This is a genomic window from Haladaptatus paucihalophilus DX253 (assembly GCF_000376445.1).
In the GTDB taxonomy this organism is placed as follows: domain Archaea; phylum Halobacteriota; class Halobacteria; order Halobacteriales; family Haladaptataceae; genus Haladaptatus; species Haladaptatus paucihalophilus.
The window spans coordinates 1021304-1039220 of sequence record NZ_AQXI01000001.1; the positions used below are offsets into that span (position 1 = coordinate 1021304).

Annotated in this window: 22 protein-coding genes and 1 tRNA gene; 13 read left to right on the forward strand and 10 right to left on the reverse strand. The window is 63.3% G+C overall.

Going from position 1 to position 17917, the window contains the following annotated elements; translation table 11 throughout:
* The first annotated feature begins 29 nt into the window (after positions 1-29).
* Positions 30-569, forward strand: a complete 540-nt coding sequence (locus tag B208_RS0105775) for a hypothetical protein (RefSeq protein WP_007977656.1) — start codon at positions 30-32, stop codon at positions 567-569.
* Here the strand turns inward: B208_RS0105775 and B208_RS0105780 are convergent.
* Positions 566-871, reverse strand: coding sequence for a hypothetical protein (locus B208_RS0105780; protein ID WP_007977657.1), 306 nt, complete (start codon positions 869-871; stop codon positions 566-568). The genes B208_RS0105775 and B208_RS0105780 overlap by 4 nt on opposite strands.
* A 121-nt stretch (positions 872-992) precedes the next feature.
* On the opposite strand from B208_RS0105780, the gene B208_RS0105785 reads away from it, so the two are divergent.
* Entirely contained in the window at positions 993-1844 is an 852-nt protein-coding gene (locus B208_RS0105785; protein ID WP_007977658.1) for a translation initiation factor eIF-2B, read from the forward strand.
* A 10-nt stretch (positions 1845-1854) separates the two neighbouring features.
* On the opposite strand, the gene B208_RS0105790 is transcribed toward B208_RS0105785, so the two are convergent.
* Positions 1855-2982 (reverse strand): Gfo/Idh/MocA family protein, encoded by a 1128-nt coding sequence (locus B208_RS0105790; protein ID WP_007977659.1) that lies wholly within the window; start codon positions 2980-2982, stop codon positions 1855-1857.
* Between the two features lie 131 nt (positions 2983-3113).
* On the opposite strand from B208_RS0105790, the gene B208_RS0105795 reads away from it, so the two are divergent.
* On the forward strand, positions 3114-4130 hold the full coding sequence (locus B208_RS0105795; protein WP_232423728.1) for a carbohydrate kinase family protein: 1017 nt from the start codon (positions 3114-3116) through the stop codon (positions 4128-4130).
* Positions 4131-4140: 10 nt separating this feature from the next.
* On the opposite strand, the gene B208_RS0105800 is transcribed toward B208_RS0105795, so the two are convergent.
* A complete protein-coding gene (locus B208_RS0105800; RefSeq protein ID WP_007977661.1) occupies positions 4141-5088 on the reverse strand; it encodes a zinc-dependent metalloprotease in 948 nt (315 codons plus the stop codon).
* A gap of 42 nt (positions 5089-5130) precedes the next feature.
* Positions 5131-5358 (reverse strand): hypothetical protein, encoded by a 228-nt coding sequence (locus B208_RS0105805; protein WP_007977663.1) that lies wholly within the window; start codon positions 5356-5358, stop codon positions 5131-5133.
* Positions 5359-5470: 112 nt separating this feature from the next.
* Here B208_RS0105805 and B208_RS0105810 point away from each other — a divergent pair, with 112 nt between their 5' ends.
* The 5 genes from B208_RS0105810 to B208_RS0105825 all read left to right on the forward strand — a co-directional run bounded on the left by B208_RS0105810 (position 5471) and on the right by B208_RS0105825 (position 9191).
* On the forward strand, positions 5471-6538 hold the full coding sequence (locus tag B208_RS0105810; protein ID WP_007977664.1) for a M20/M25/M40 family metallo-hydrolase: 1068 nt from the start codon (positions 5471-5473) through the stop codon (positions 6536-6538).
* A gap of 60 nt (positions 6539-6598) precedes the next feature.
* On the forward strand, positions 6599-6781 hold the full coding sequence (locus B208_RS0105815) for an LSM domain-containing protein (protein WP_007977665.1): 183 nt from the start codon (positions 6599-6601) through the stop codon (positions 6779-6781).
* Positions 6778-6954 (forward strand): 50S ribosomal protein L37e, encoded by a 177-nt coding sequence (locus B208_RS23285; RefSeq protein ID WP_007977666.1) that lies wholly within the window; start codon positions 6778-6780, stop codon positions 6952-6954. The genes B208_RS0105815 and B208_RS23285 overlap by 4 nt, the downstream gene beginning before the upstream one ends.
* 162 nt (positions 6955-7116) lie before the next feature.
* Positions 7117-8580, forward strand: coding sequence for an amidophosphoribosyltransferase (gene purF / locus B208_RS0105820; protein ID WP_007977667.1), 1464 nt, complete (start codon positions 7117-7119; stop codon positions 8578-8580).
* A 59-nt stretch (positions 8581-8639) separates the two neighbouring features.
* Complete coding sequence (locus B208_RS0105825) at positions 8640-9191, forward strand: hypothetical protein (protein ID WP_007977668.1); 552 nt, start codon at positions 8640-8642, stop codon at positions 9189-9191.
* A gap of 34 nt (positions 9192-9225) precedes the next feature.
* Here the strand turns inward: B208_RS0105825 and B208_RS24215 are convergent, their stop codons facing one another.
* A complete protein-coding gene (locus B208_RS24215; protein WP_007977669.1) occupies positions 9226-9402 on the reverse strand; it encodes a hypothetical protein in 177 nt (58 codons plus the stop codon).
* 101 nt (positions 9403-9503) lie between these two features.
* Entirely contained in the window at positions 9504-10064 is a 561-nt protein-coding gene (locus B208_RS0105835; protein WP_007977670.1) for a DUF420 domain-containing protein, read from the reverse strand.
* A 310-nt stretch (positions 10065-10374) separates the two neighbouring features.
* On the opposite strand from B208_RS0105835, the gene B208_RS0105845 reads away from it, so the two are divergent.
* Positions 10375-10459 (forward strand) — tRNA-Leu (locus tag B208_RS0105845).
* A 398-nt stretch (positions 10460-10857) separates the two neighbouring features.
* Entirely contained in the window at positions 10858-12471 is a 1614-nt protein-coding gene (locus B208_RS0105850) for a hypothetical protein (RefSeq protein ID WP_007977674.1), read from the forward strand.
* 77 nt (positions 12472-12548) lie between these two features.
* Here B208_RS0105850 and B208_RS0105855 read toward each other — a convergent pair whose 3' ends face one another.
* A complete protein-coding gene (locus tag B208_RS0105855; RefSeq protein WP_007977675.1) occupies positions 12549-12947 on the reverse strand; it encodes an acyl-CoA thioesterase in 399 nt (132 codons plus the stop codon).
* Positions 12948-13165: 218 nt separating this feature from the next.
* Here B208_RS0105855 and B208_RS0105860 point away from each other — a divergent pair, with 218 nt between their 5' ends.
* Complete coding sequence (locus B208_RS0105860) at positions 13166-13360, forward strand: hypothetical protein (RefSeq protein ID WP_007977676.1); 195 nt, start codon at positions 13166-13168, stop codon at positions 13358-13360.
* A 26-nt stretch (positions 13361-13386) separates the two neighbouring features.
* On the opposite strand, the gene B208_RS0105865 is transcribed toward B208_RS0105860, so the two are convergent.
* Both B208_RS0105865 and B208_RS0105870 read right to left on the reverse strand, forming a co-directional pair.
* Positions 13387-13740, reverse strand: a complete 354-nt coding sequence (locus tag B208_RS0105865) for a hypothetical protein (RefSeq protein WP_007977677.1) — start codon at positions 13738-13740, stop codon at positions 13387-13389.
* Positions 13741-13783: 43 nt separating this feature from the next.
* A complete protein-coding gene (locus tag B208_RS0105870; RefSeq protein ID WP_007977678.1) occupies positions 13784-13987 on the reverse strand; it encodes a TOBE domain-containing protein in 204 nt (67 codons plus the stop codon).
* 108 nt (positions 13988-14095) lie between these two features.
* Here B208_RS0105870 and B208_RS0105875 point away from each other — a divergent pair, with 108 nt between their 5' ends.
* Positions 14096-14611 (forward strand): helix-turn-helix domain-containing protein, encoded by a 516-nt coding sequence (locus tag B208_RS0105875; RefSeq protein ID WP_007977679.1) that lies wholly within the window; start codon positions 14096-14098, stop codon positions 14609-14611.
* Positions 14612-14643: 32 nt separating this feature from the next.
* Positions 14644-15834: an alanyl-tRNA editing protein gene (locus B208_RS0105880; protein ID WP_007977680.1), complete on the forward strand. Its 1191-nt coding sequence runs from the start codon at positions 14644-14646 to the stop codon at positions 15832-15834.
* Between the two features lies 1 nt (position 15835).
* On the opposite strand, the gene B208_RS0105885 is transcribed toward B208_RS0105880, so the two are convergent.
* Positions 15836-17860, reverse strand: a complete 2025-nt coding sequence (locus tag B208_RS0105885; protein WP_007977681.1) for a prolyl oligopeptidase family serine peptidase — start codon at positions 17858-17860, stop codon at positions 15836-15838.
* Positions 17861-17917: the final 57 nt, after the last annotated feature.

Below are 17917 nucleotides of genomic sequence, written 5' to 3' on the forward strand. Positions count from 1 at the left end.
TTTTGATACCTATGGAGTGAAACTACCCCATGCGACGACGAGCGTTGCTCGGCGCGGTCGGAACGAGCGTGACTGCTGGCTGTCTCGGGGACGTCCTCCATCTCTCCCGTGGTGAGTCCCGCTTTTCCATCGAAAACGACCCCGTTCCGGCCGACTTTCCGGCGACGCTCTCGGCGAGGCTCCTCTCCGACGAGACGGCGGCGCATCCGCCGCGAATTCGAATCGACTTCGAGTACACGGGGGACGAACCTCGCACCGTTCGGTTCAACTACCCCGGCCCGTTCGCGGACACGCTCGCCGCCGGACCCGACGGCTCGAAACTCGTTCTCGAATACGAAGCCGAGACGAGCAGTCGCCACGACGGTTGTTGGTGGGCAACGCCGTCAACCGGACGCGGTGCGGCCGAACATCGCCGATTCAGTTCCGGCGACGAAGCGCACGTCGAGTGGGAAGTATTGACACACGAGGAGTCGGACACCTGTTATCCATCGGGACGCTATCACTTCGTCGATAGGTACTACGTGGACGGCGGCACGTACGAGTGGGGATTTCAGCTACGGATACGCTAAGTTCTGAAATCGAAGTTCGGCGCGTCCTCGGGTCGGAGCGGCACGTCCGGGTCGAGTTCTTCTCCCCTCTCGTAGCGGACGAAGTTGAGGTAGTACAGTTCGCCACAGCCGTCGCCGTCGGTTTCGCTCGCGCCGCAGACGAGTTCCACGCCGTCCGCGTCCTCGAACTCGTCGTAGGCGTTGGCGTACTCCCACCCGTCCAAGGGGTCGGCCGTGACCGATTTGTCGGCCAGGCGGGCATCGCGTTGGAGCGTTGCGATGGCACCGCAGTGTGGACAGTAGTAGCGAACGGGGACGGTCATGATGACCGATTAGCGTCGGGAGAAGGTAAACCGTTCGTCACCCGTGGTGAGGAGGGACGGTAACGCGGAGTGAAACCGGAAACCCAGAACAATCTTGTAGCCCGGTGAACTTCGTTAGCGCATGATAGACGAGACAGTCGAGGAGATACAGGAGATGCAAACGCACAGCTCCTCGACCGTCGCGGTCAAGGCGGCGAGAGCGCTCTCCGACCTCGTGGACCGCGATTTCGAGACCGTCGAGGAGTTCGAGCGCGCGCTCGACCACAACAGCAGTGTCCTTCGTCGGGCGAACCCGTCTCACGCCTCGCTCGTCACGACCCAGCGGGCCATCGTGGCGATGGTGACGGAAGCGGATAACGAAACCGTCGAGCAGGCGAAAGAGAACACGCAGGAGGCCATCGATAGCGTCGTCGAGCAGGTCATGACCGCCAAGCGACGCGCCGCCGAGAACGCCGCGCCGCTGTTCGAGGACGGCATGACGCTCATGACCCACGATTACTCCTCGACCGTGCTGGAAGCCGTCGAAACCGCCGTGGCGGACGGCGCGTACCTCGACGTGTACGTCATGGAGGCCCGGCCGCGCTACCTCGGCCGCAAGACCGCGCGCGTGCTCGGCGAAATCGACCAGGTGGACGCGACGCTCATCGTCGACAGCGCCGCGGGCCACTACCTGCCCGAGTGTGACCGCGTGTTCACCGGAATGGACTGCATCGTGGACGAAACCCTCTACAACCGCGTCGGCACCTTCCCGCTGACCGTCACCGCGAACGAAGTCGATGTCCCCGTCACGGCCGTCGGTTCCAGCGCGAAAATCGTCGGCGAGGCATTCCGGTTCGAGAACGACTTTCGCTCGCCCAGCGAAGTCATCCGTGAACCGGCGGAGGGCTTTGCGGTGTGCAACCCGGCCTACGACGCCACGCCGACCGAACTCCTCGATTCCGTCGTGACGGACGAAGGAACGTGGGAGTACTGACGCCAATCCCTTATTCGACCTGCAGCCACTCGCCGCTCTCGTCGCTTCGCTCGATAGCGTCCAGTACCTTCTGCACCGCCACGCCGTCCGCGAAGTTCGGGTGGTATTCCGTCCCACTCTCCACAGCCGACAAGAACTCGTAGTTCTCGTGGACGAACGTGTGTTCCCAGCCGATGACGTGGCCCGGCGGCCACCAGTGCTCGACGTACGGGTCGGACTCGTCGGTGACGAGCACCGTCTCGTAGCCGCGATTCTCGCCGCGTAGGACTTCGAGTTCGTTGAGGCGTTCGAGCGAGAACTTCAGGCTTCCCTCGGAGCCGTGAATCTCGATGGTGTGGTCGTTCTTGTGACCGTTCGCGAACCGCGAAGCCTCGAACGTCGCCATCACGTCGCCCTCCAGTTCGGCCTGTGCGGAGTAGGCGTCGTCCACGGTGACCGGTCGCGTTTCGTCTGCGGCGGTTTCACCGTCTCCCGTAGACTCCCCCTCTACCGGACGCTCGTCCACGAACGTCTGTAGGTGGCCCGAAACGCGCTCCACGTCGCCGACGAGGAACCGCGCGAGGTCGATGGTGTGCGCGCCGAGGTCGCCGAGCGCGCCGCTTCCCGCCAACTCCTCGTCGTTGCGCCACGACCACGGCGCGTCGGGGTCGACCAACCAGTCCTGGAGGTAGCGACCGCGGAACTGGTGAATCTCGCCGAGCACGCCGTCCTCGATGAGTCCCTTCGCGTACTGGATGGCCGGGATGAACCGGTAGTTGAACGCCGTCGCGGTCGGGACGTCCGCCGACCGTGCGGCCTCGGCCATCCGTTCCGCGTCGGAGAGATTCGCCGCGAGGGGTTTCTCACAGAGGACCGGGACGCCCGCCTCCAGCGCGGCGATGGAGGGTTCGGCGTGGACGAAATTCGGTCCGAGGTTGTAGAACGCGTCCACCTCGTCGATGACTTCCTCCCAGTCCGTGCTCGTGTGGGCAAAGCCGAGTCGGTCCGCGGCCTCCGAAAGCGCTTCCTCGTCCCGCCCGATGAGCGTGTGCCGTTCGACGTCCGGTGCGTCGGGGAAGAACATCGGCAACCGCGCCAGCGCGTTCGCGTGGGCTTTTCCCATGAACCGGTAGCCTAACACACCGACTTTCAGCGTCATGATTGCGTTCACGTTGTTCGGGAAGGGATTTAGTGTTTAGTGGCCCGCCGGGAGACGGGGATCGGAAATTCAGCGACATATCGCCCCAACGCGACCGACTCCTTATCATCGCGGCGGCCGAACATCGTCGCGTGGCGTACGCCGAACTCCGTGCCGAACTCTCGGGTAATCCTTCTCCCCGCGTCGTCGCGTTCCCCGACGGGAGCATCGATACGTTTTCGAGGATTCGCTCACCCGCCGGACGACTCGACTCGTTGACCGCGTTCTCCGACGAACTCGCGGACGGCAAGCGGTCGTTCCACCTCGAACCGGAAACGCGGGAGGCGGGCGGACAGGCCGTCAATATGGCGAAACAGGTGCACGCGCTGGGCGGCGACACGGAACTGTACGGCCATCTGGACGACCCGCTGCTCGCCGACCTCCCGTTTCCGTGCGTCTCGATGGGCGAACCGGCGGCCGTATCCGTGCTGGAACTCGGGGACGACGGCGTTCTCTTCGCCGCGGAGTCGGACGCGATACGGGACTGGACTGCGGCCGACGTACGAACCGCGATGGGCGGCGATTTCGCGCCGATACGCGACGCCGACGGGGCGTGCTGTGGAAACATCGCGTCGTTCCCGGCCCTCCTCGACGTGTTTCGTTCGCTCGCCTCGACGGACGGGGACGGCGACGGTGGCGCGTTCGTCCTCGACCCCGGCGACCTGACCGACGTGGCAGCCGAGACGATAGCGGACTACTTCTCGGTGCTCTCCGACCTCGACGACCGTTTCGAAGTCGTCCTGAGCGTGAACGACCTCGAAACCGACCGCCTCGCGGAGGTGGTCGGCGGTCGGGGGAAGTCGAAATCCGACTCGCTCGAACGAATCCGAGACGAGGCGGCCGTCTCGGCAATCGTGTATCACGGCACGGAGCGAGCGGTCGCCGCGACCCGCGACGGGACCCTCACCGTTCCCAACTACACCGTTTCGACCGTCGAGCGAACCACGGGGGCGGGCGACCGGTTCTCCGGCGGACTGACGTTCGGCCGCGCGAGCGGGTGGGACTGGGAACCGACGCTGGCGCTGGCGAACGTCTGTACGTCGCGGTACGTCGAAACGGCGACGACCGTCGATGTCGAGGCGGTACTGAGCGAAGAGTGGACGAAATAGCGTCGGGCGACTACACGCGGGCCAACCACCGCTCGGGGTGGTCGAGTTCGTCGTCGGTCGGCAGGTTCTCCGGTTTCTCCCACACGCGGGTCGCCATCTCGACGTCACTGGCGGAGACGACGTGCTCGAAGAAGTCCTTCCCGCGTTCGTACTGTCGCCGTTTCATGCCCAGTCCGAGCATGCGCCGGACGAGTTTCGACAGCGGGTTCATCCCTTTCCGTCGTGCATCTATCTTCGCGCGGAGGTCCTCGTACTCGTCGTCGAACGCCTCGTCCATCAGGAGTTCGGCGTATCCCTCGACGGCGGTCATGGCGGTGTCCAGTTCCTTGAACGCCTCGCGGTCCACCTCGCCGTGGGCGAGCGCCTCGATGCCGGACTCCATCTCGCGTTCGAGGTAGTCCGACAGCCACGGGGCGGCCCCGAACTCCGCGGCGTGGGTCACTTCGTGGAACGCGATCCAGCGGCGGAAGCGGTCGGGGTCCACGTTCAGTTCCTCGGTGATGCGGGTGATGTTCGGGTGGACGAAGTAGAGCGCGTGGTCGTCGCCCTCGGCGAGCAAGAGCGGGTCGTACTGCCCGAGGACGTTGTTGCCGAGGAGGGCGAGCATGAACGACATCGTTCCCGTGTTGAGGACGCGGGCGACGCCCGGGAGCACGTCCGGGCCGTACTCCTCGATGGGTTCCATCACGCGCTCGAAGGTCGCGATGTTCGCGTCCATCCAGTGGTGTCGGTTCTGGATTTCCACGGTCTTCGGGACGTCGAAAGAGACGCCCGAGACCTCCCGGACGCGGGCGCGAGCGTCGCGCACGTCGGTCGCATAGCCGGACTGTTCCGCCGGAGAGAGGTCTATCGACCCGGGGTCCGTCGCCGCCTTCGCTGCGTCGGCCACCGCGGTCCAGTCGATGGGGCCGCTGCCGGACGCGCCGGTGACGGCACGGACGCTACGGTAGAGATTCACAGCACTACGTTGGAGTCACGCCGACAAAATCCTTCTGTCCGGTCACTCCCGTCGCCGCTTCACCCGTTTCGCCAGCGCGATGATGACCGCGAGAACGATGAGCGGTCCGAGTTTCCCGGCGATGGACGGCGGTTCCGTCTCCCGTTCACCGGGTTCGCCTTCCGGTTCCGATTCCGGTTCCGACTTCGAACCGAATCCGGTCGACGATTTCGTTTCGCCCGTGTTGAGCGTGAAGTTCGGTTCGTGGAGATGCAGTTCGAAAACACCCATGCAACAGCAATCGACGGTCGTCCCCTTATCGATTCTGGGGGACGTGTCTGTTAGTTTATTATTTTTCGTCATCTTCGGGAGTTTGAAGGCGCACTGTCGCTCCTTTCCGACTATGGACGAGAAACGACGCACGTTTCTGGAGACGCTGTTGACGACGCCCAGTCCGTCCGGATTCGAGGTTCCGGGCCAGCGCGTCTGGGTCGAGTACGTCTCGGAGTTCGCGGACGAAGTGCGAACCGACGAGTACGGGAACGCGGTCGCGGTCGTCGAGGGCGACGGTCCCGAACTCGCGTTCGCGGGCCACGCCGACCAGATCGGGTTCATCGTCGCCGGAATCGACGACGACGGCTTCATCAGAATCGACCGAATCGGCGGGACGGACCGCACCGTCACGAAGGGCCAACACGTCGTGATTCACGCCGACGACGGCACCGTCAACGGGGTCGTCGGCCAGCGAGCGATTCACCTGCGCGACACCGAGGACGACGAGTTCGACGACATCGTGGAACAACACGTCGATATCGGCGTCGAAAGCGAGGAGGAGGCCGCCGAACTGGTCGACGTGGGCGACCCGATAACGTACACGCCGACCGTCGAGGACCTTCGGGGCACGCGACTGGCCGGGCCTGGCATCGACAACCGCGTCGGCACGTGGGTGGCCGCCGAGGCGCTCCGCCGGGCGGCCGAGCGAGACGCCGACGCGACCGTCTACGCCGTGAGCACGGTCCAAGAGGAACTCGGCTTGCAGGGTGCGAAGATGGTCGGCTTCGACCTCGACCCGGACGCCATCGTCGCCATCGACGTGACGCACGCCATGGACAGCCCGGACGTGGACGGCGAGAAGCGCTTCTCGGACCTCACCATCGACCTCGGCGGCGGTCCCGTCGTCGCCCGCGGCAGCGCGAACCACCCCGAAGTCGTCGCGGCGGTCCGCGAGGCGGCGGACGAGGCAGGGGTACCCGTACAGCTACAAGCGGCGGGCATCTACACCGGCACGGACGCCGACGCCTTCTTCACGGCCCGCGGCGGAACGCCGTCGCTCAACCTCGGACTGCCGAACCGGTACATGCACACGCCCGTCGAGGTCATCGATACGGACGACTTGGACGCCTCCGCCGACTTGCTCGCCGAATTCGCGGTGCGAGCGAGCGACCGCGACGGCTTCGAAGTTGACATCTGAACGGAACCACTCGACTCTCGTTCCGGTACGTTTATCAACACAAACACTGGGATTGTTGATATGAGCGGACGACCACTCGACGTTCTCGAAGCGTCGTTGAACTCGGCGGTGACAGTGCAGTTGAAAGGTGGCGAAGAGTACACCGGCACGCTGACCGGCTACGACCAGCACATGAATCTCGTCATCGAAGACGAAGACACAACCATTATACGCGGCGATAACGTCGTTTCGATTACTCCATGACTGGTGCAGGAACTCCAAGCCAGGGTAAGAAGAACAAAACGACGCACGTGAAATGCCGCCGTTGCGGTGAGAAATCGTATCACGTGAAAAAAGGCGTTTGCTCGTCGTGCGGCTTCGGTAAATCGAGCAAGCGACGCGACTACGAGTGGCAGAGTCGAGCGGGCGACAACTAACCGCCTGCTACGGATTTTCTCCATCTCGATACTTCTCTCTCGACCAGCCGTCGGCTATTTCGAACCCACATTATACACGAGCATGCATATTTCTGTCTGAAACGCTGGGAAATACGGCACGATAACGAGGGTTTTTACTACTGTCCCGCGCTACGGACAGCTATGTCATGTGGCCGGGACGGAGACCTCGGCGGACCGACCGAGAAGTGTGGCGTCGTCGGCGCGTCGCTCGCGGGTCGGGACGCGGCACGCCCCCTCTACTACTCGCTGTACGCCCTCCAGCACCGCGGGCAGGAGTCGGCAGGCATCGTAACACACGACGGCTTCCAACAACACGACCACGTTTCGATGGGCCTCGTCGGAGACGCCTTCACCGAGGCGGACATCGACGGCCTGAAGGGAAGCGCCGGAATCGGCCACGTCCGCTATCCGACCGCCGGAAGCGTGGACAAGAGCTGCGCCCAGCCCTTCACCGTCTCGTTCAAGAGCGGGTCGCTCGCGCTCTCGCACAACGGTAATCTCGTCAACTCCGACGAGATTCGGGACGAACTCGCCGGAAAGGGCCACGCGTTCACGTCCGACGGCGACACCGAGGTCATCGCTCACGACCTCGCGCGCAACCTCCTCGAAGAGGACCTCGTTCGCGCGGTGAAGCGAACCATGAACCGAATTCACGGCTCCTACTCGCTCGCCATCATGCACGACGAGACGGTGCTCGGCGTGCGCGACCCGGAAGGAAACCGCCCGCTCGTTATCGGCGAAGTCGAAGACGGCTACGTCATCGCTTCCGAATCGTCGGCCATCGACACCATCGACGGCGAACTCGTCCGCGACGTTCGACCCGGCGAACTCGTCGTGCTCCGACCGGACGGTGAAGGGTACGACACCTACCAACTCGTCGAACGCGACCGACCCGCCCACTGCTTTTTCGAACACGTCTACTTCGCCCGCCCGGACAGCGTCATCGACGACAACCTCGTCTACGAAGTGAGACGCGAGTTGGGGCGAAAGCTCTGGGAGGAAAGCGGCATCGAGTCCGACGTGGTGATGCCCGTTCCCGACTCGGGTCGGGCGTTCGCGTCCGGCTATGCGGAGGCCGCACAAGAAGACGGGTCGAACGTGGAGTTCGCGGAAGGCCTCATGAAAAACCGCTACGTCGGCCGGACGTTCATCATGCCGACGCAGGACGAACGCGAGCGGGCGGTTCGTCTCAAACTCAACCCCATCAAATCCACCGTCGAGGGTCGAACCGTCACCATCATCGACGACAGCATCGTCCGGGGGACCACCTCGACGCAACTCGTTCGACTCCTCAAGGACTGCGGGGCCGAAGAGGTTCACATGCGGATCGGCGCGCCGCCAATCATCGCCCCCTGCTACATGGGCATCAACATGGCCACCCGCGAGGAACTCATCGCCTCCGACAAATCCGTCGAGGAGATTCGGGAGGCGATTTCCGCCGACAGCCTCGCCTACCTCTCGAAGGAAGCCATCGCCGACGCACTTTCGGTCTCCCAATCCGACCTCTGTCTCGGCTGCGTCACGGGCGAGTATCCCTACGACATCGACGACGAGGAGACTGACCGCGACGTGACGCGCCCGGTCATCGACGGCGCGAGCGACTGATTCCACTCTAGCGACCGAGACCGTAGTTTTAGGGAATTTCGCGTGTATATCTCCGTAGTATGCCGAATCCGTCCGGCCGGGACGACCATCCCTGTCGCTCGACGCGGGCCGCCCGGAGCCACCGCCGGGGGAGTTGGTTCGGTCACGGACAGATAACGTCCACCGAGAAGAGCGGCTTCGGGCGGTTTCTCGACGATATCGTCTACGCGTTCGCGGACGTTTCGCTGCCGCTCATCCCGTTCCTCTGGTACGTGAGAGTCGGCGCGCCGAACCGCTTTTTCGGCCTGAAAACCTCGGCGTTCGTCGGGTGGATGACGATGGTCGTCGTGACCGCGTTGATCCGCGGAGGATGGCTTCCGCCGCTGGCCACGGAGACGCGAGGGTGGGTGTCGTTGGCTCCCGCCCTGTTGCTCTTCAGGCTCGTCTACTTCAACGCGGTTCTCGCCGCCGTGGCGTACGGCGGCGGAACGGTGGCGAACGCGATAGGATTACCGCTGGTTTCCGTCGCGTTTTCGATGGGGCTTGCGAGCGTCGGAATCGCCGCCTTCCCGCGGCTTGCAGAGCTGTTTTGTGACCGATTCCTCGTTTCGGGGGTTCGTCCGGGCGACTAACGACGCATCCGCTACAGAACTCGTTTTTGCGACGTCATTCCTCGTGTAACAACCGCTCGATATCGGCGTCGTTCAGCACGTCGAGCAGGCTCGCACCGTTTTCGTACTCTCGCCATTGACGAGGAGTCAGGGACACACCTCCATCGCGCGCCTCCAGTCGCTCCGCGAGCAGTTCGTCCAGGTCGTCCGGGTCGTATCCCGGTATTGGCATGTACAGGTTGTACGGGGTCGGCCCGCAAATATCGTGTGGCTAGATTTCGTTTCGTTCGGCAATAGACGGCCTAAAACAGCCGTATTTTGGACTTAAGAGAATCAGTACACCACGTACAACAGCGCGTAGACGACCACCCCGAGCGCGAAGGACGTGAGCCAGAGCGACGCCGCGATGCGCCCGACGCGACGGTGGTTCGTCTTCGGGAGGTCCGCTACCGGATGGGAGAGGGCGAGCAAGAGCACGTAGTAGAGCAGGGGGATACACACCATGGCGAGGACCATATGTATCGCCAGAATCGGGAGGTAGAGGTACTGTTGTACGGTCTTCGGGCCGGGGAACTCGGTCGGTCCCTCCAACGAGACGCGGTAGAGGTAGAGACCGAGAAAGCAGACGAACAGGCCGAGTCCGGTCAGCATTCCGGCGCGGTGGCGGACGACGTGTCCGTGTTGAATCGCGTGCCACGCGGTGCCGATGACGGCGATGGCGGCGACGCTGATGATGGCGTTGAGGTGCGGAATCGCCTCCAGAAACCAGTGCGGTGCGCGCGGAATCGCGTGTTCGGGGACGACGCCCAACACGGCACCGAAGACGAGTGCCAGCGAGACGATGCTCAGGAGCGCCGTCAGCGTCGGAACGTTGTTTCGGACGGAGGATTCCATACTCGCGTCTTGCAGTCCGGTCGATATACCAGTTATTTCACTATTTTGTACAGTCGGTCGCACTCACAGACGGGACACCGGTCGAACGGCAGGTCGAACGCGCGGGCACACCCCGGGCAAACGTAGTCGACGCGCGTATTTTTCAGCCGGGAGATGAGGCCAATCGACATCAATTCAGCATGGTTCCCAGAAAGTATTAGCGTATTGGACGCCCGTTGTCATGTCCGTGCGAACGCCTGCCGTCGCCGGGCCAAATGAAAGGCCTTTTATTATCCCACCATCTACGATTGAGTGCAGACAGACACAGCGAGCGTGGGTAGCCAAGCTAGGCCAACGGCGCAGCGTTGAGGGCGCTGTCCCGTAGGGGTCCGCCGGTTCAAATCCGGTCCCACGCATCGCATACGCGGCTTCGCCGCGAACATCAACGATGCAGGTGATCTCCTTCGTGGACATCACCCACGCACAATTCCTACCGAACCAACATTCACCAGCCGAGGCTGGTTCGTTTCTATTGCACGTTATTTTCGGCAGTAATGGTGCTGTCCCGTAGGGGTCCCCCCGGTGAGCAGTCGGTATGAGAAAATGCTCATATCGATACAGTGACACAAGAGACTGAACAGACTACAGTATTTTCCACATGAAACCTAATAATCCATATATGATTTATAATAATTTAATACCCGACCAGAAGATTTATATTATAATTATGCTTGAAATACATTAGTAGATGAAAACTGCCCTGAGATAACAAGTATCGCCCCGACAAAATTTGCAGAACGACTTACGCACACCCATGAGTGACAACAACGAATCTCGCACGAACCAGCCAATCGACAGCACGATATCCGACCGTCGCACCGTCTTGAAAGGCCTCGGAGCAGCGGCCATCGGTGCGCCGCTCCTCGCGTCCCGGCGAACGTCCGCTGGCGCGGCGTACGACACGTACGATGATGACTACGGCACGGTCATTGACGTGACCGACAAAGGTGCCGATGACACCGGCAACCAGTCCGTCTCCGGATTGGTACAAGGCCTCCTCGACGACAACGGCGATGATACGCTCCTCAAGTTCCCGCAGGGGGAGTACTACATGGACGAGCAAGTCTCGATGAGCAACTTTAACCACGTCGGGATTTTCGGACCCGAAGCGACGCTCGTTCCCGCCGACTATCACAACTTTACCTACGCGGATGGGAACCCGAGCGACATGCAGCTGTTCTCGTTCGGACGAGTAGACAACTGTTCGAGCAACGACCTGCTGTTTCAAGGCTTCGAAGTGGACCAGACTGCGGATGACACGGGTATTCGCGTCATCGAAGCCGCGGTCAACGACGGCCTCGAAGTCTACGAAATCGATATCTACGGCCGACACGACAGCGGAACCTACGGACCCGGTCGATTCAACATTCGGAGTTCGAGCGGGACGGGTATCGTGGACAACTTCCGAGCACCGGACGGCGCGGCCCACGTCAGCGAGACGCCGAACGACGGGAACCTCTGGCGTGGTCCGACCGGCATCGTGAACAACAAACACGTCGGCGAACTCACCATCAAACACTGTACCATCAAGGGGTTCCCGGACAACGGCGTCTACGCCGACGACGGCGACGGCAAGCGAATCATCTACGGCGGTCTGTTCGGAACCAGTGCCACCGCCGCACTCCGCATCGGCGGTATCGACAGCGTAGTCAAGTATCCGACTATCCATATCGACACGACTCGACCGAACTTCCAGAAGCCGGGGGGAATCCGTATCGAAGATGGCACGAATGTCCTCGTCCGGGATGCAACCATCACACTCGACGCCGCCCACGAAGGAATGCAAGGAATCGTCGTGATGGATGCCTGTCAATCCGCGACGGTTCGGAACGTGGACATCTCCTCCACGTCGAGCGAGGCGATACACGGAATCGTCGCCAACCCAGGATGCGGGCCGCTCACGGTCGAAGATACCACCATCGACTGGTCGCCAGCGGGTGGATACGGCGTCTGGATAAAAGGGGAATCCTCACCCGCCAACGTCACCCTCGACAACGTGACCATCACGGACGGCGCTAGCGTCACCGGGGCCGGATTCCGTGAGGGAATACGGAACGACCGTGAAGATACGACCCTCACCGACGTCGAAGTCACGCAGACCAGCAGTTCCGACCGACACGCGCTCTGGAACCGAGCGGACCATTCCCACGTCAACGGCGGCACGTACGAAGCACAGAAGTACGGAATTCTCGACGAGAGTGGATTCACCAAGTACGACGGTATCACCGCCAAGTCACAACGAGGCAACGAGGGCGTCCGGTTGCTCGACGCCAGCCACGACATCCAGATATACAACAGCACGCTCTACAACGGCATCCGTGACGACGGCTGTGCGGGTCTCGACACCAGCAACAACACCATCAAGTAACGTCGTCACCCAATATCACCGACAAAACAGTACTCTGTCGATATTCTTTTCGTCGAAAATAGTCCTGTACTCGATACTCAGAACCCTTCGTGCGTGGCGATTCGGTCGCGCAATTCGGGCGGAATCTCGGTGGGGTCGCCCGACTCGTCGAACACGACTTGTACGGTTTCGCCGGTGGCGGCAACCTCGTCTCCGGCCCGAATTTCGTGTTGCATCGTGATGCTCGTCGTTCCGATGTCGGTGACGCGCACGCCGACTGTCACGTCGTCTCCGCCGGTTATCGACCGGTGATAATCGAGTTCGAGGTGGGCGATGACGCCGTTGATTTCGTCGGATGGAATCCCGATAACGTCCCGGAAGTACGCGATGCGCGCCTGTTCGAGGTACGTCGCGTAGACGGCGTTGTTGACGTGACCCATCGTATCGAGGTCACGGTAGCGCACCTCGATACCAGTCGTGTAGCCGAATTCGTCCATGAAACTCGTAGCGGAAAGCGGCTAAACCATCTGTCGATTCCGTCCCGGCTACTCCGCCCGCCGGAGTTTCACCGAGGGGAGCCACCCTTCGTCTCCACCGCTGGTTTCGCACCACTGCCAGCCCGCGACGGAACCGCGGAGCCGGGCGGCGAGTAATAGAGACGGGGGACGGGTTGCAGAGGACAATCTATTTCGTTGTCGGCTGATACGAATCGGCCATGCCCTCCGACTCGACCGACTCGCTCTTCGTCTGGGGAATCGTCATCGTCGGCGTCCTGACGTTCCTGTACAGCATCCTGCTCGCTAGCCAGCCGTTGGCGTGGTTCGGTATCGCGTTTCCGTTGCTCGGACTGTACCTGTTCTGGCGATTCGTCCGTGCGGTCGAGCGAATCGCCGACTCGATGGAGCGGTGATACGCGTCCGTCGCGCCGCGTGATTTCTACCGAACCGCCTCGGTTTCGCGGTCGAACGCCTGCACTTCGACGGCGCGTCCCTCGGGGTCGTCGGCGAAGAAGTGGTAGATATCGTATTTCGGATTCTCCTCCGGCGGGTCGCGTGCTCGGTCGGCGAGTTCGTCGTACAGCACGTCCACGCCGTCGCGGTCCGCCGTGACGAACGTGAGGATGCCGTCGGTATCGGCCGACTCGCGCTCGCAGAAGCCAAAGCGCATGTTGTCGTACTGCAACACCGTACAGTCGGTCTGTTCGAGCCACACCTCCGCACCGAGGCGGTCGGTGTAGAACGGAACGGTTTCGGCGCGGGATTCGCTGGCGAAGAAGACGATGCCGCTCATTGATGGGACGACACGTCGCGCAGAAAAATGGGTTTCGCCCCGTTCAATCCGACCGAAGCATCACGTCGGTCGCCTTCACGACGGCGGTCAGTTCCATTCCCTCCTCGATTTCGAGGTTCTCGGCCGATTCGCGGGTGATGACGGCCGCAACTTCCTCGCCACCCACGTCGAGAACTACCTCGGCGGTCACGTCGCCGGTTTTCACGTCCACTACCTCCCCGTCGAGTCGGTTTCGTGCGCTTAACATCCGGGTTCCCCCGGGACGAAGACGACGAGGCCGAGAATAAGCGTTCGGGCGGACTTTGCTCCGGCGAACAAACGCGATATTGAAATGTAGGCCCCCCATAGCGAGGGTATGGCAAAATATTCGACCGGGAACTCGTCCGGCGGCGGCAGCGGCGGTTCCTGTGAACTCTGCGGGAAGGCGTCCGATTCGCTGACCGAGGCGAGCGTCGCGGGCGCGACGCTCCACGTCTGTCCGGACTGTGCGAGCCACAACGACGCCGCACAGCCGACGAAATCGAAGAGCGAAGGCAACGCGATGAGCGAACAGGACCGCAAGCGCAGGGCGGCCCAGCGCACGGCCCGAATGGACGACGCCCGGAAGGGCGACGCGAGCCACTGGGAGGAAGAGGGAACGAGTTACGACAGCGACCCGCTGCCGTACCTCGTCTCCGACTACGGCGAGCGCGTCATCGACGCGCGACAGGAGGAAGGTCTCCAGCGCGGCGAACTCGCCGACGAACTCGAGGTTCAGGAGAACGACCTCCTCGCGGTCGAACAGAACCGAGCGAACCGCGCGGGCGTCGGCGGGTCGGTCATCGAAGCGCTGGAGGAGCGTCTCGGCGTTACGCTGTCGGAGTCGGCGTAGCGTTTTTGTCCGCCCGTTTCGGAGAACGGGGTATGACCCGCGCGCCAGCAGAGCCATATCGGACGAGTTTCGACGCGACCGTCGCGGCAATCGACGGGAGGAACGTCTCCCTCTCGGAGACGTACTTCTACGCCGAGAGCGGCGGCCAACCGGCGGACAGGGGAACGCTCGGCGGGATTTCCGTCGTCGACGTGCAGAAACGCGACGGCGACGTCGTTCACACGCTCGAAACCGACCCCGAGTTCGAGGAGGGCGAGGAGATTCGCGGACAGGTGGACGAGGAGTTCCGCACCTACTGCATGCGGTCGCACACGGCGAGCCACGTCCTCTACGGGGCGGGACGACTGATTTTGGACGACCTCGGCTACGGCGGGTTCGACATCGGCGAGGAGAAGATTCGCGTCGATTTCCAGACCTCGACGGACATCGACGACGACGTGCTCGTCGAACTCGAACGCCTGACGAATCGGGCGGTGTGGGATTCGTTGCCCGTCTCGTGGGAAGCGGTCCCGAAGGAGGAGGCGCTGGCGCGAGAGGATATCGCATTCAACACGAAGACGGAAGAAGGCGTGCTGAGCGGTTCGGAGACGGTTCGCGTCGTCGATATCGAGGGATGGGACGTGGCGGCCTGTGGCGGCACGCACGTCGAGAACACGCGCGAAATCGGGCCGGTGACCATCGTCGACCGGTCGAACCCCGGCGAGGGAATGACGCGCGTCGAGTTCGCCGTCGGCCCGCCGGCCATCCGAACGCGGGCGGACGAAAAGCGGAGCGCGCTGGCGGCCGCGCGAATCGCTGGAACAGGGGTCGAGGATTTACCGGACGAAATCGACCGGCTCACCGGCGAAATCGACGCGCTGGAAACCGAGTTGGCGGACGCGAAATCACGGCTCGTCGGCGCGACCATCGACGAACTCGCCGAGGAAACCGTCGCCCGAAACGGCCACGAGTGGTTGGTCGGCACCATCGACGGTGTTGGGCCGAACGAACTCAGCGACAGGGTGCGAGAACTGGCGGGCGAAACGGCGGACGTGGTTGCGCTCACCGGAAAAGAGGGGTCGACGTTCCTCGTCGTCGGGACCGACGGCGACGTCGAAGCGGGCGACGTGGTGGACGAGGTGACCGCCGAGTTCGGCGGCGGCGGTGGCGGTAGCCCGACGTTCGCACAGGGCGGCGGCCTCTCGGCGGACCCCGACGACGTGGTGGCGTACTTGCGAGACTGAGTTACTCGACGCCCAACTGCTCGAAGACGAACGTCCACTCGTCCAACTTCTCGCGGACGATCATCTCGGTCGGCTTGCCGACGCCGTGGCCCGTGTCCCGTTCCTCGCGGAGGAGAATCGGCGCGTCTCCGGTGTGTTTCGCCTGCATTCTGGCGGCCATCTTCCGGGCGTGGGCCGGATGGACCCTCGTGTCCCCCTCGGCCGTCTTGAACAGGACGGCGGGATACTCCCGCTCCTCGACGTTGTGATACGGCGAGTATTCGCGGATGTACTCGAACGCCTCCGGGTCGTCGGGCGACCCGTACTCCGCCGTCCACGACGCGCCGAGCAGGAACCGGTGGAACCGGAGCATGTCGAGGAGCGGAACGATACAGAGGCAGGCGGCGAACAGATCCGGGCGCTGGGTGATGCTCGCGCCGACCGTCAGCCCGCCGTTGCTCCGACCGTCGATGGCGAGGCGCTCGGGACTCGTGTAGTCGCTCTCGACGAGGTGTTCCGCCGCCGCGATGAAGTCGTCGAAGGTGTTCTGTTTGTGCTCCTTCCGGGCCGCGTGGTGCCACTCCTCGCCGAACTCGCCGCCGCCGCGGACGTTGGCGACGACGAAGACGCCGCCTCGTTCGAGGAAGGGGACGGCGTAGCGTCGGAACGCGGGCGTCTGGCTGAGTTCGAACCCGCCGTAGCCGTACAGCAGCGTCGGGTTGTCGCCGTCCGGTTCGACGCCCGCGTGAACGACGAACAGCGGGACTTCGGTGCCGTCCGCCGACTCGTACCGCTCCCGTTCGACCTGCAGGTCGGCCTCGACCGGAACCTCGGGTGCGTCGAGTTTCGTCACGCCCTCGCCGACGACGTAGCGGTAGACGGTCGGCGGGTGGTCGAACGACTGGTACCGGAAGAAACACTCGTCCTCGTCCATCGAACCGTGGAGACTCCCCTCGTCGATGGACCCTAACTCGGGGAGCGACGCGTCCTCGGCGCGCGTCCCGTCGAGGTCGAAGGCGACGAGTTCCGAAACCGCATCGCGTTCGTAGTGTGCGACGATGTGGTCGCCCGCGAGCACGAAATCCCGGAGGATGGCGTCGTCGCGCTCCGGGACGACGGATTCGAACGTCTCGGGTGCGTCGCGCCCGGCGGCGTCCGCCAACTCCGCCGCGACGATTCGGTAGTTCGGCGCGTCGAGGCTCGTCAGGAAGAAGGCCCGATTCCCGCGGAGGTGTGGCTCGAAGATGGCGTCCTCGCCCGCCACGAGCGGCTCGAACTCGCCATCCCGCGCGGCGTAGACGTCGGTGCGTTCCCACCCCCGCGTGAGTTCGACCACGAGGTAGTCGCTATCCGGGTCGGTGTGGAGGCCCGCCCACGTCTGCTCGTCGAGTTCGATCGGGAGTTCGTCGTCTGCGTCGTCCTCGCCGCCCCCATCTAGTCGGTGATACGCGAGCGATTTGTCGAGTTGTCCGCCGTCTTCGAGCGCGCCGGTTCGGCCGTAGTAAAATCCCTCGTCGGACCACGCGAACGACCGCTCCCCGGTTCGACCCGTCTCGCGGAGTTCGTCCACGGTATCGCCCGTTTTCGCGTCCACGACGCGAACGTCGTACTGTTCCGTGCCGCCCTCCGTGACGCCGTAGGCGACGAGCGAGCCATCGGGCGAGGGGACGAACCAGTCGAGGGTCAGGGTGGCGTCGTCGCTCCACTCGTTCGGGTCCGCGAGGACGCGGCGTTCGCCGTCGAGGTCGTCCCGAACGGTCAACAGCGGCAAGTCCTCGTCGGCGGGCGTGTACCGCTGAAAGTAGCCATTCGGCGTCGGAACGACGGGGAAGTAGGCCGCGGAGTTCGCCAGCGCCCGAAACCGGGGTTCGAGGTCGTCGCGCGTCTCGCCGCGGAGGAACGACTTCGCGTACTCGTTCTGCGCACTCACCCACGCCGAAACGTCCTCGTCGTCGCCTTCCAGCCAGCGGTACGGGTCGTGGATTTCCTCGCCGTGAAGCGTTTCGACGACATCGCGCGTTTCGGTGGGTGGGGGAGTCCGTAGCATACCGACGATAGTGGAAACCGCGGCTAATACGTTGTCGGGAAGCGGCAACGCGACGAC

Coding starts and splice junctions, on each gene's coding strand:
- B208_RS0105775 (WP_007977656.1), top strand. CDS start 30: ATGCGACGACGAGCGTTGCTCGGCGCGGTCGGAACGAGCGTGACTGCT.
- B208_RS0105780 (WP_007977657.1), bottom strand. CDS start 871: ATGACCGTCCCCGTTCGCTACTACTGTCCACACTGCGGTGCCATCGCA.
- B208_RS0105785 (WP_007977658.1), top strand. CDS start 993: ATGATAGACGAGACAGTCGAGGAGATACAGGAGATGCAAACGCACAGC.
- B208_RS0105790 (WP_007977659.1), bottom strand. CDS start 2,982: ATGACGCTGAAAGTCGGTGTGTTAGGCTACCGGTTCATGGGAAAAGCC.
- B208_RS0105805 (WP_007977663.1), bottom strand. CDS start 5,358: ATGGGTGTTTTCGAACTGCATCTCCACGAACCGAACTTCACGCTCAAC.
- B208_RS0105810 (WP_007977664.1), top strand. CDS start 5,471: ATGGACGAGAAACGACGCACGTTTCTGGAGACGCTGTTGACGACGCCC.
- B208_RS0105815 (WP_007977665.1), top strand. CDS start 6,599: ATGAGCGGACGACCACTCGACGTTCTCGAAGCGTCGTTGAACTCGGCG.
- B208_RS23285 (WP_007977666.1), top strand. CDS start 6,778: ATGACTGGTGCAGGAACTCCAAGCCAGGGTAAGAAGAACAAAACGACG.
- purF (WP_007977667.1), top strand. CDS start 7,117: ATGTCATGTGGCCGGGACGGAGACCTCGGCGGACCGACCGAGAAGTGT.
- B208_RS0105825 (WP_007977668.1), top strand. CDS start 8,640: ATGCCGAATCCGTCCGGCCGGGACGACCATCCCTGTCGCTCGACGCGG.
- B208_RS24215 (WP_007977669.1), bottom strand. CDS start 9,402: ATGCCAATACCGGGATACGACCCGGACGACCTGGACGAACTGCTCGCG.
- B208_RS0105835 (WP_007977670.1), bottom strand. CDS start 10,064: ATGGAATCCTCCGTCCGAAACAACGTTCCGACGCTGACGGCGCTCCTG.
- B208_RS0105850 (WP_007977674.1), top strand. CDS start 10,858: ATGAGTGACAACAACGAATCTCGCACGAACCAGCCAATCGACAGCACG.
- B208_RS0105855 (WP_007977675.1), bottom strand. CDS start 12,947: ATGGACGAATTCGGCTACACGACTGGTATCGAGGTGCGCTACCGTGAC.
- B208_RS0105860 (WP_007977676.1), top strand. CDS start 13,166: ATGCCCTCCGACTCGACCGACTCGCTCTTCGTCTGGGGAATCGTCATC.
- B208_RS0105865 (WP_007977677.1), bottom strand. CDS start 13,740: ATGAGCGGCATCGTCTTCTTCGCCAGCGAATCCCGCGCCGAAACCGTT.
- B208_RS0105870 (WP_007977678.1), bottom strand. CDS start 13,987: ATGTTAAGCGCACGAAACCGACTCGACGGGGAGGTAGTGGACGTGAAA.
- B208_RS0105875 (WP_007977679.1), top strand. CDS start 14,096: ATGGCAAAATATTCGACCGGGAACTCGTCCGGCGGCGGCAGCGGCGGT.
- B208_RS0105880 (WP_007977680.1), top strand. CDS start 14,644: ATGACCCGCGCGCCAGCAGAGCCATATCGGACGAGTTTCGACGCGACC.
- B208_RS0105885 (WP_007977681.1), bottom strand. CDS start 17,860: ATGCTACGGACTCCCCCACCCACCGAAACGCGCGATGTCGTCGAAACG.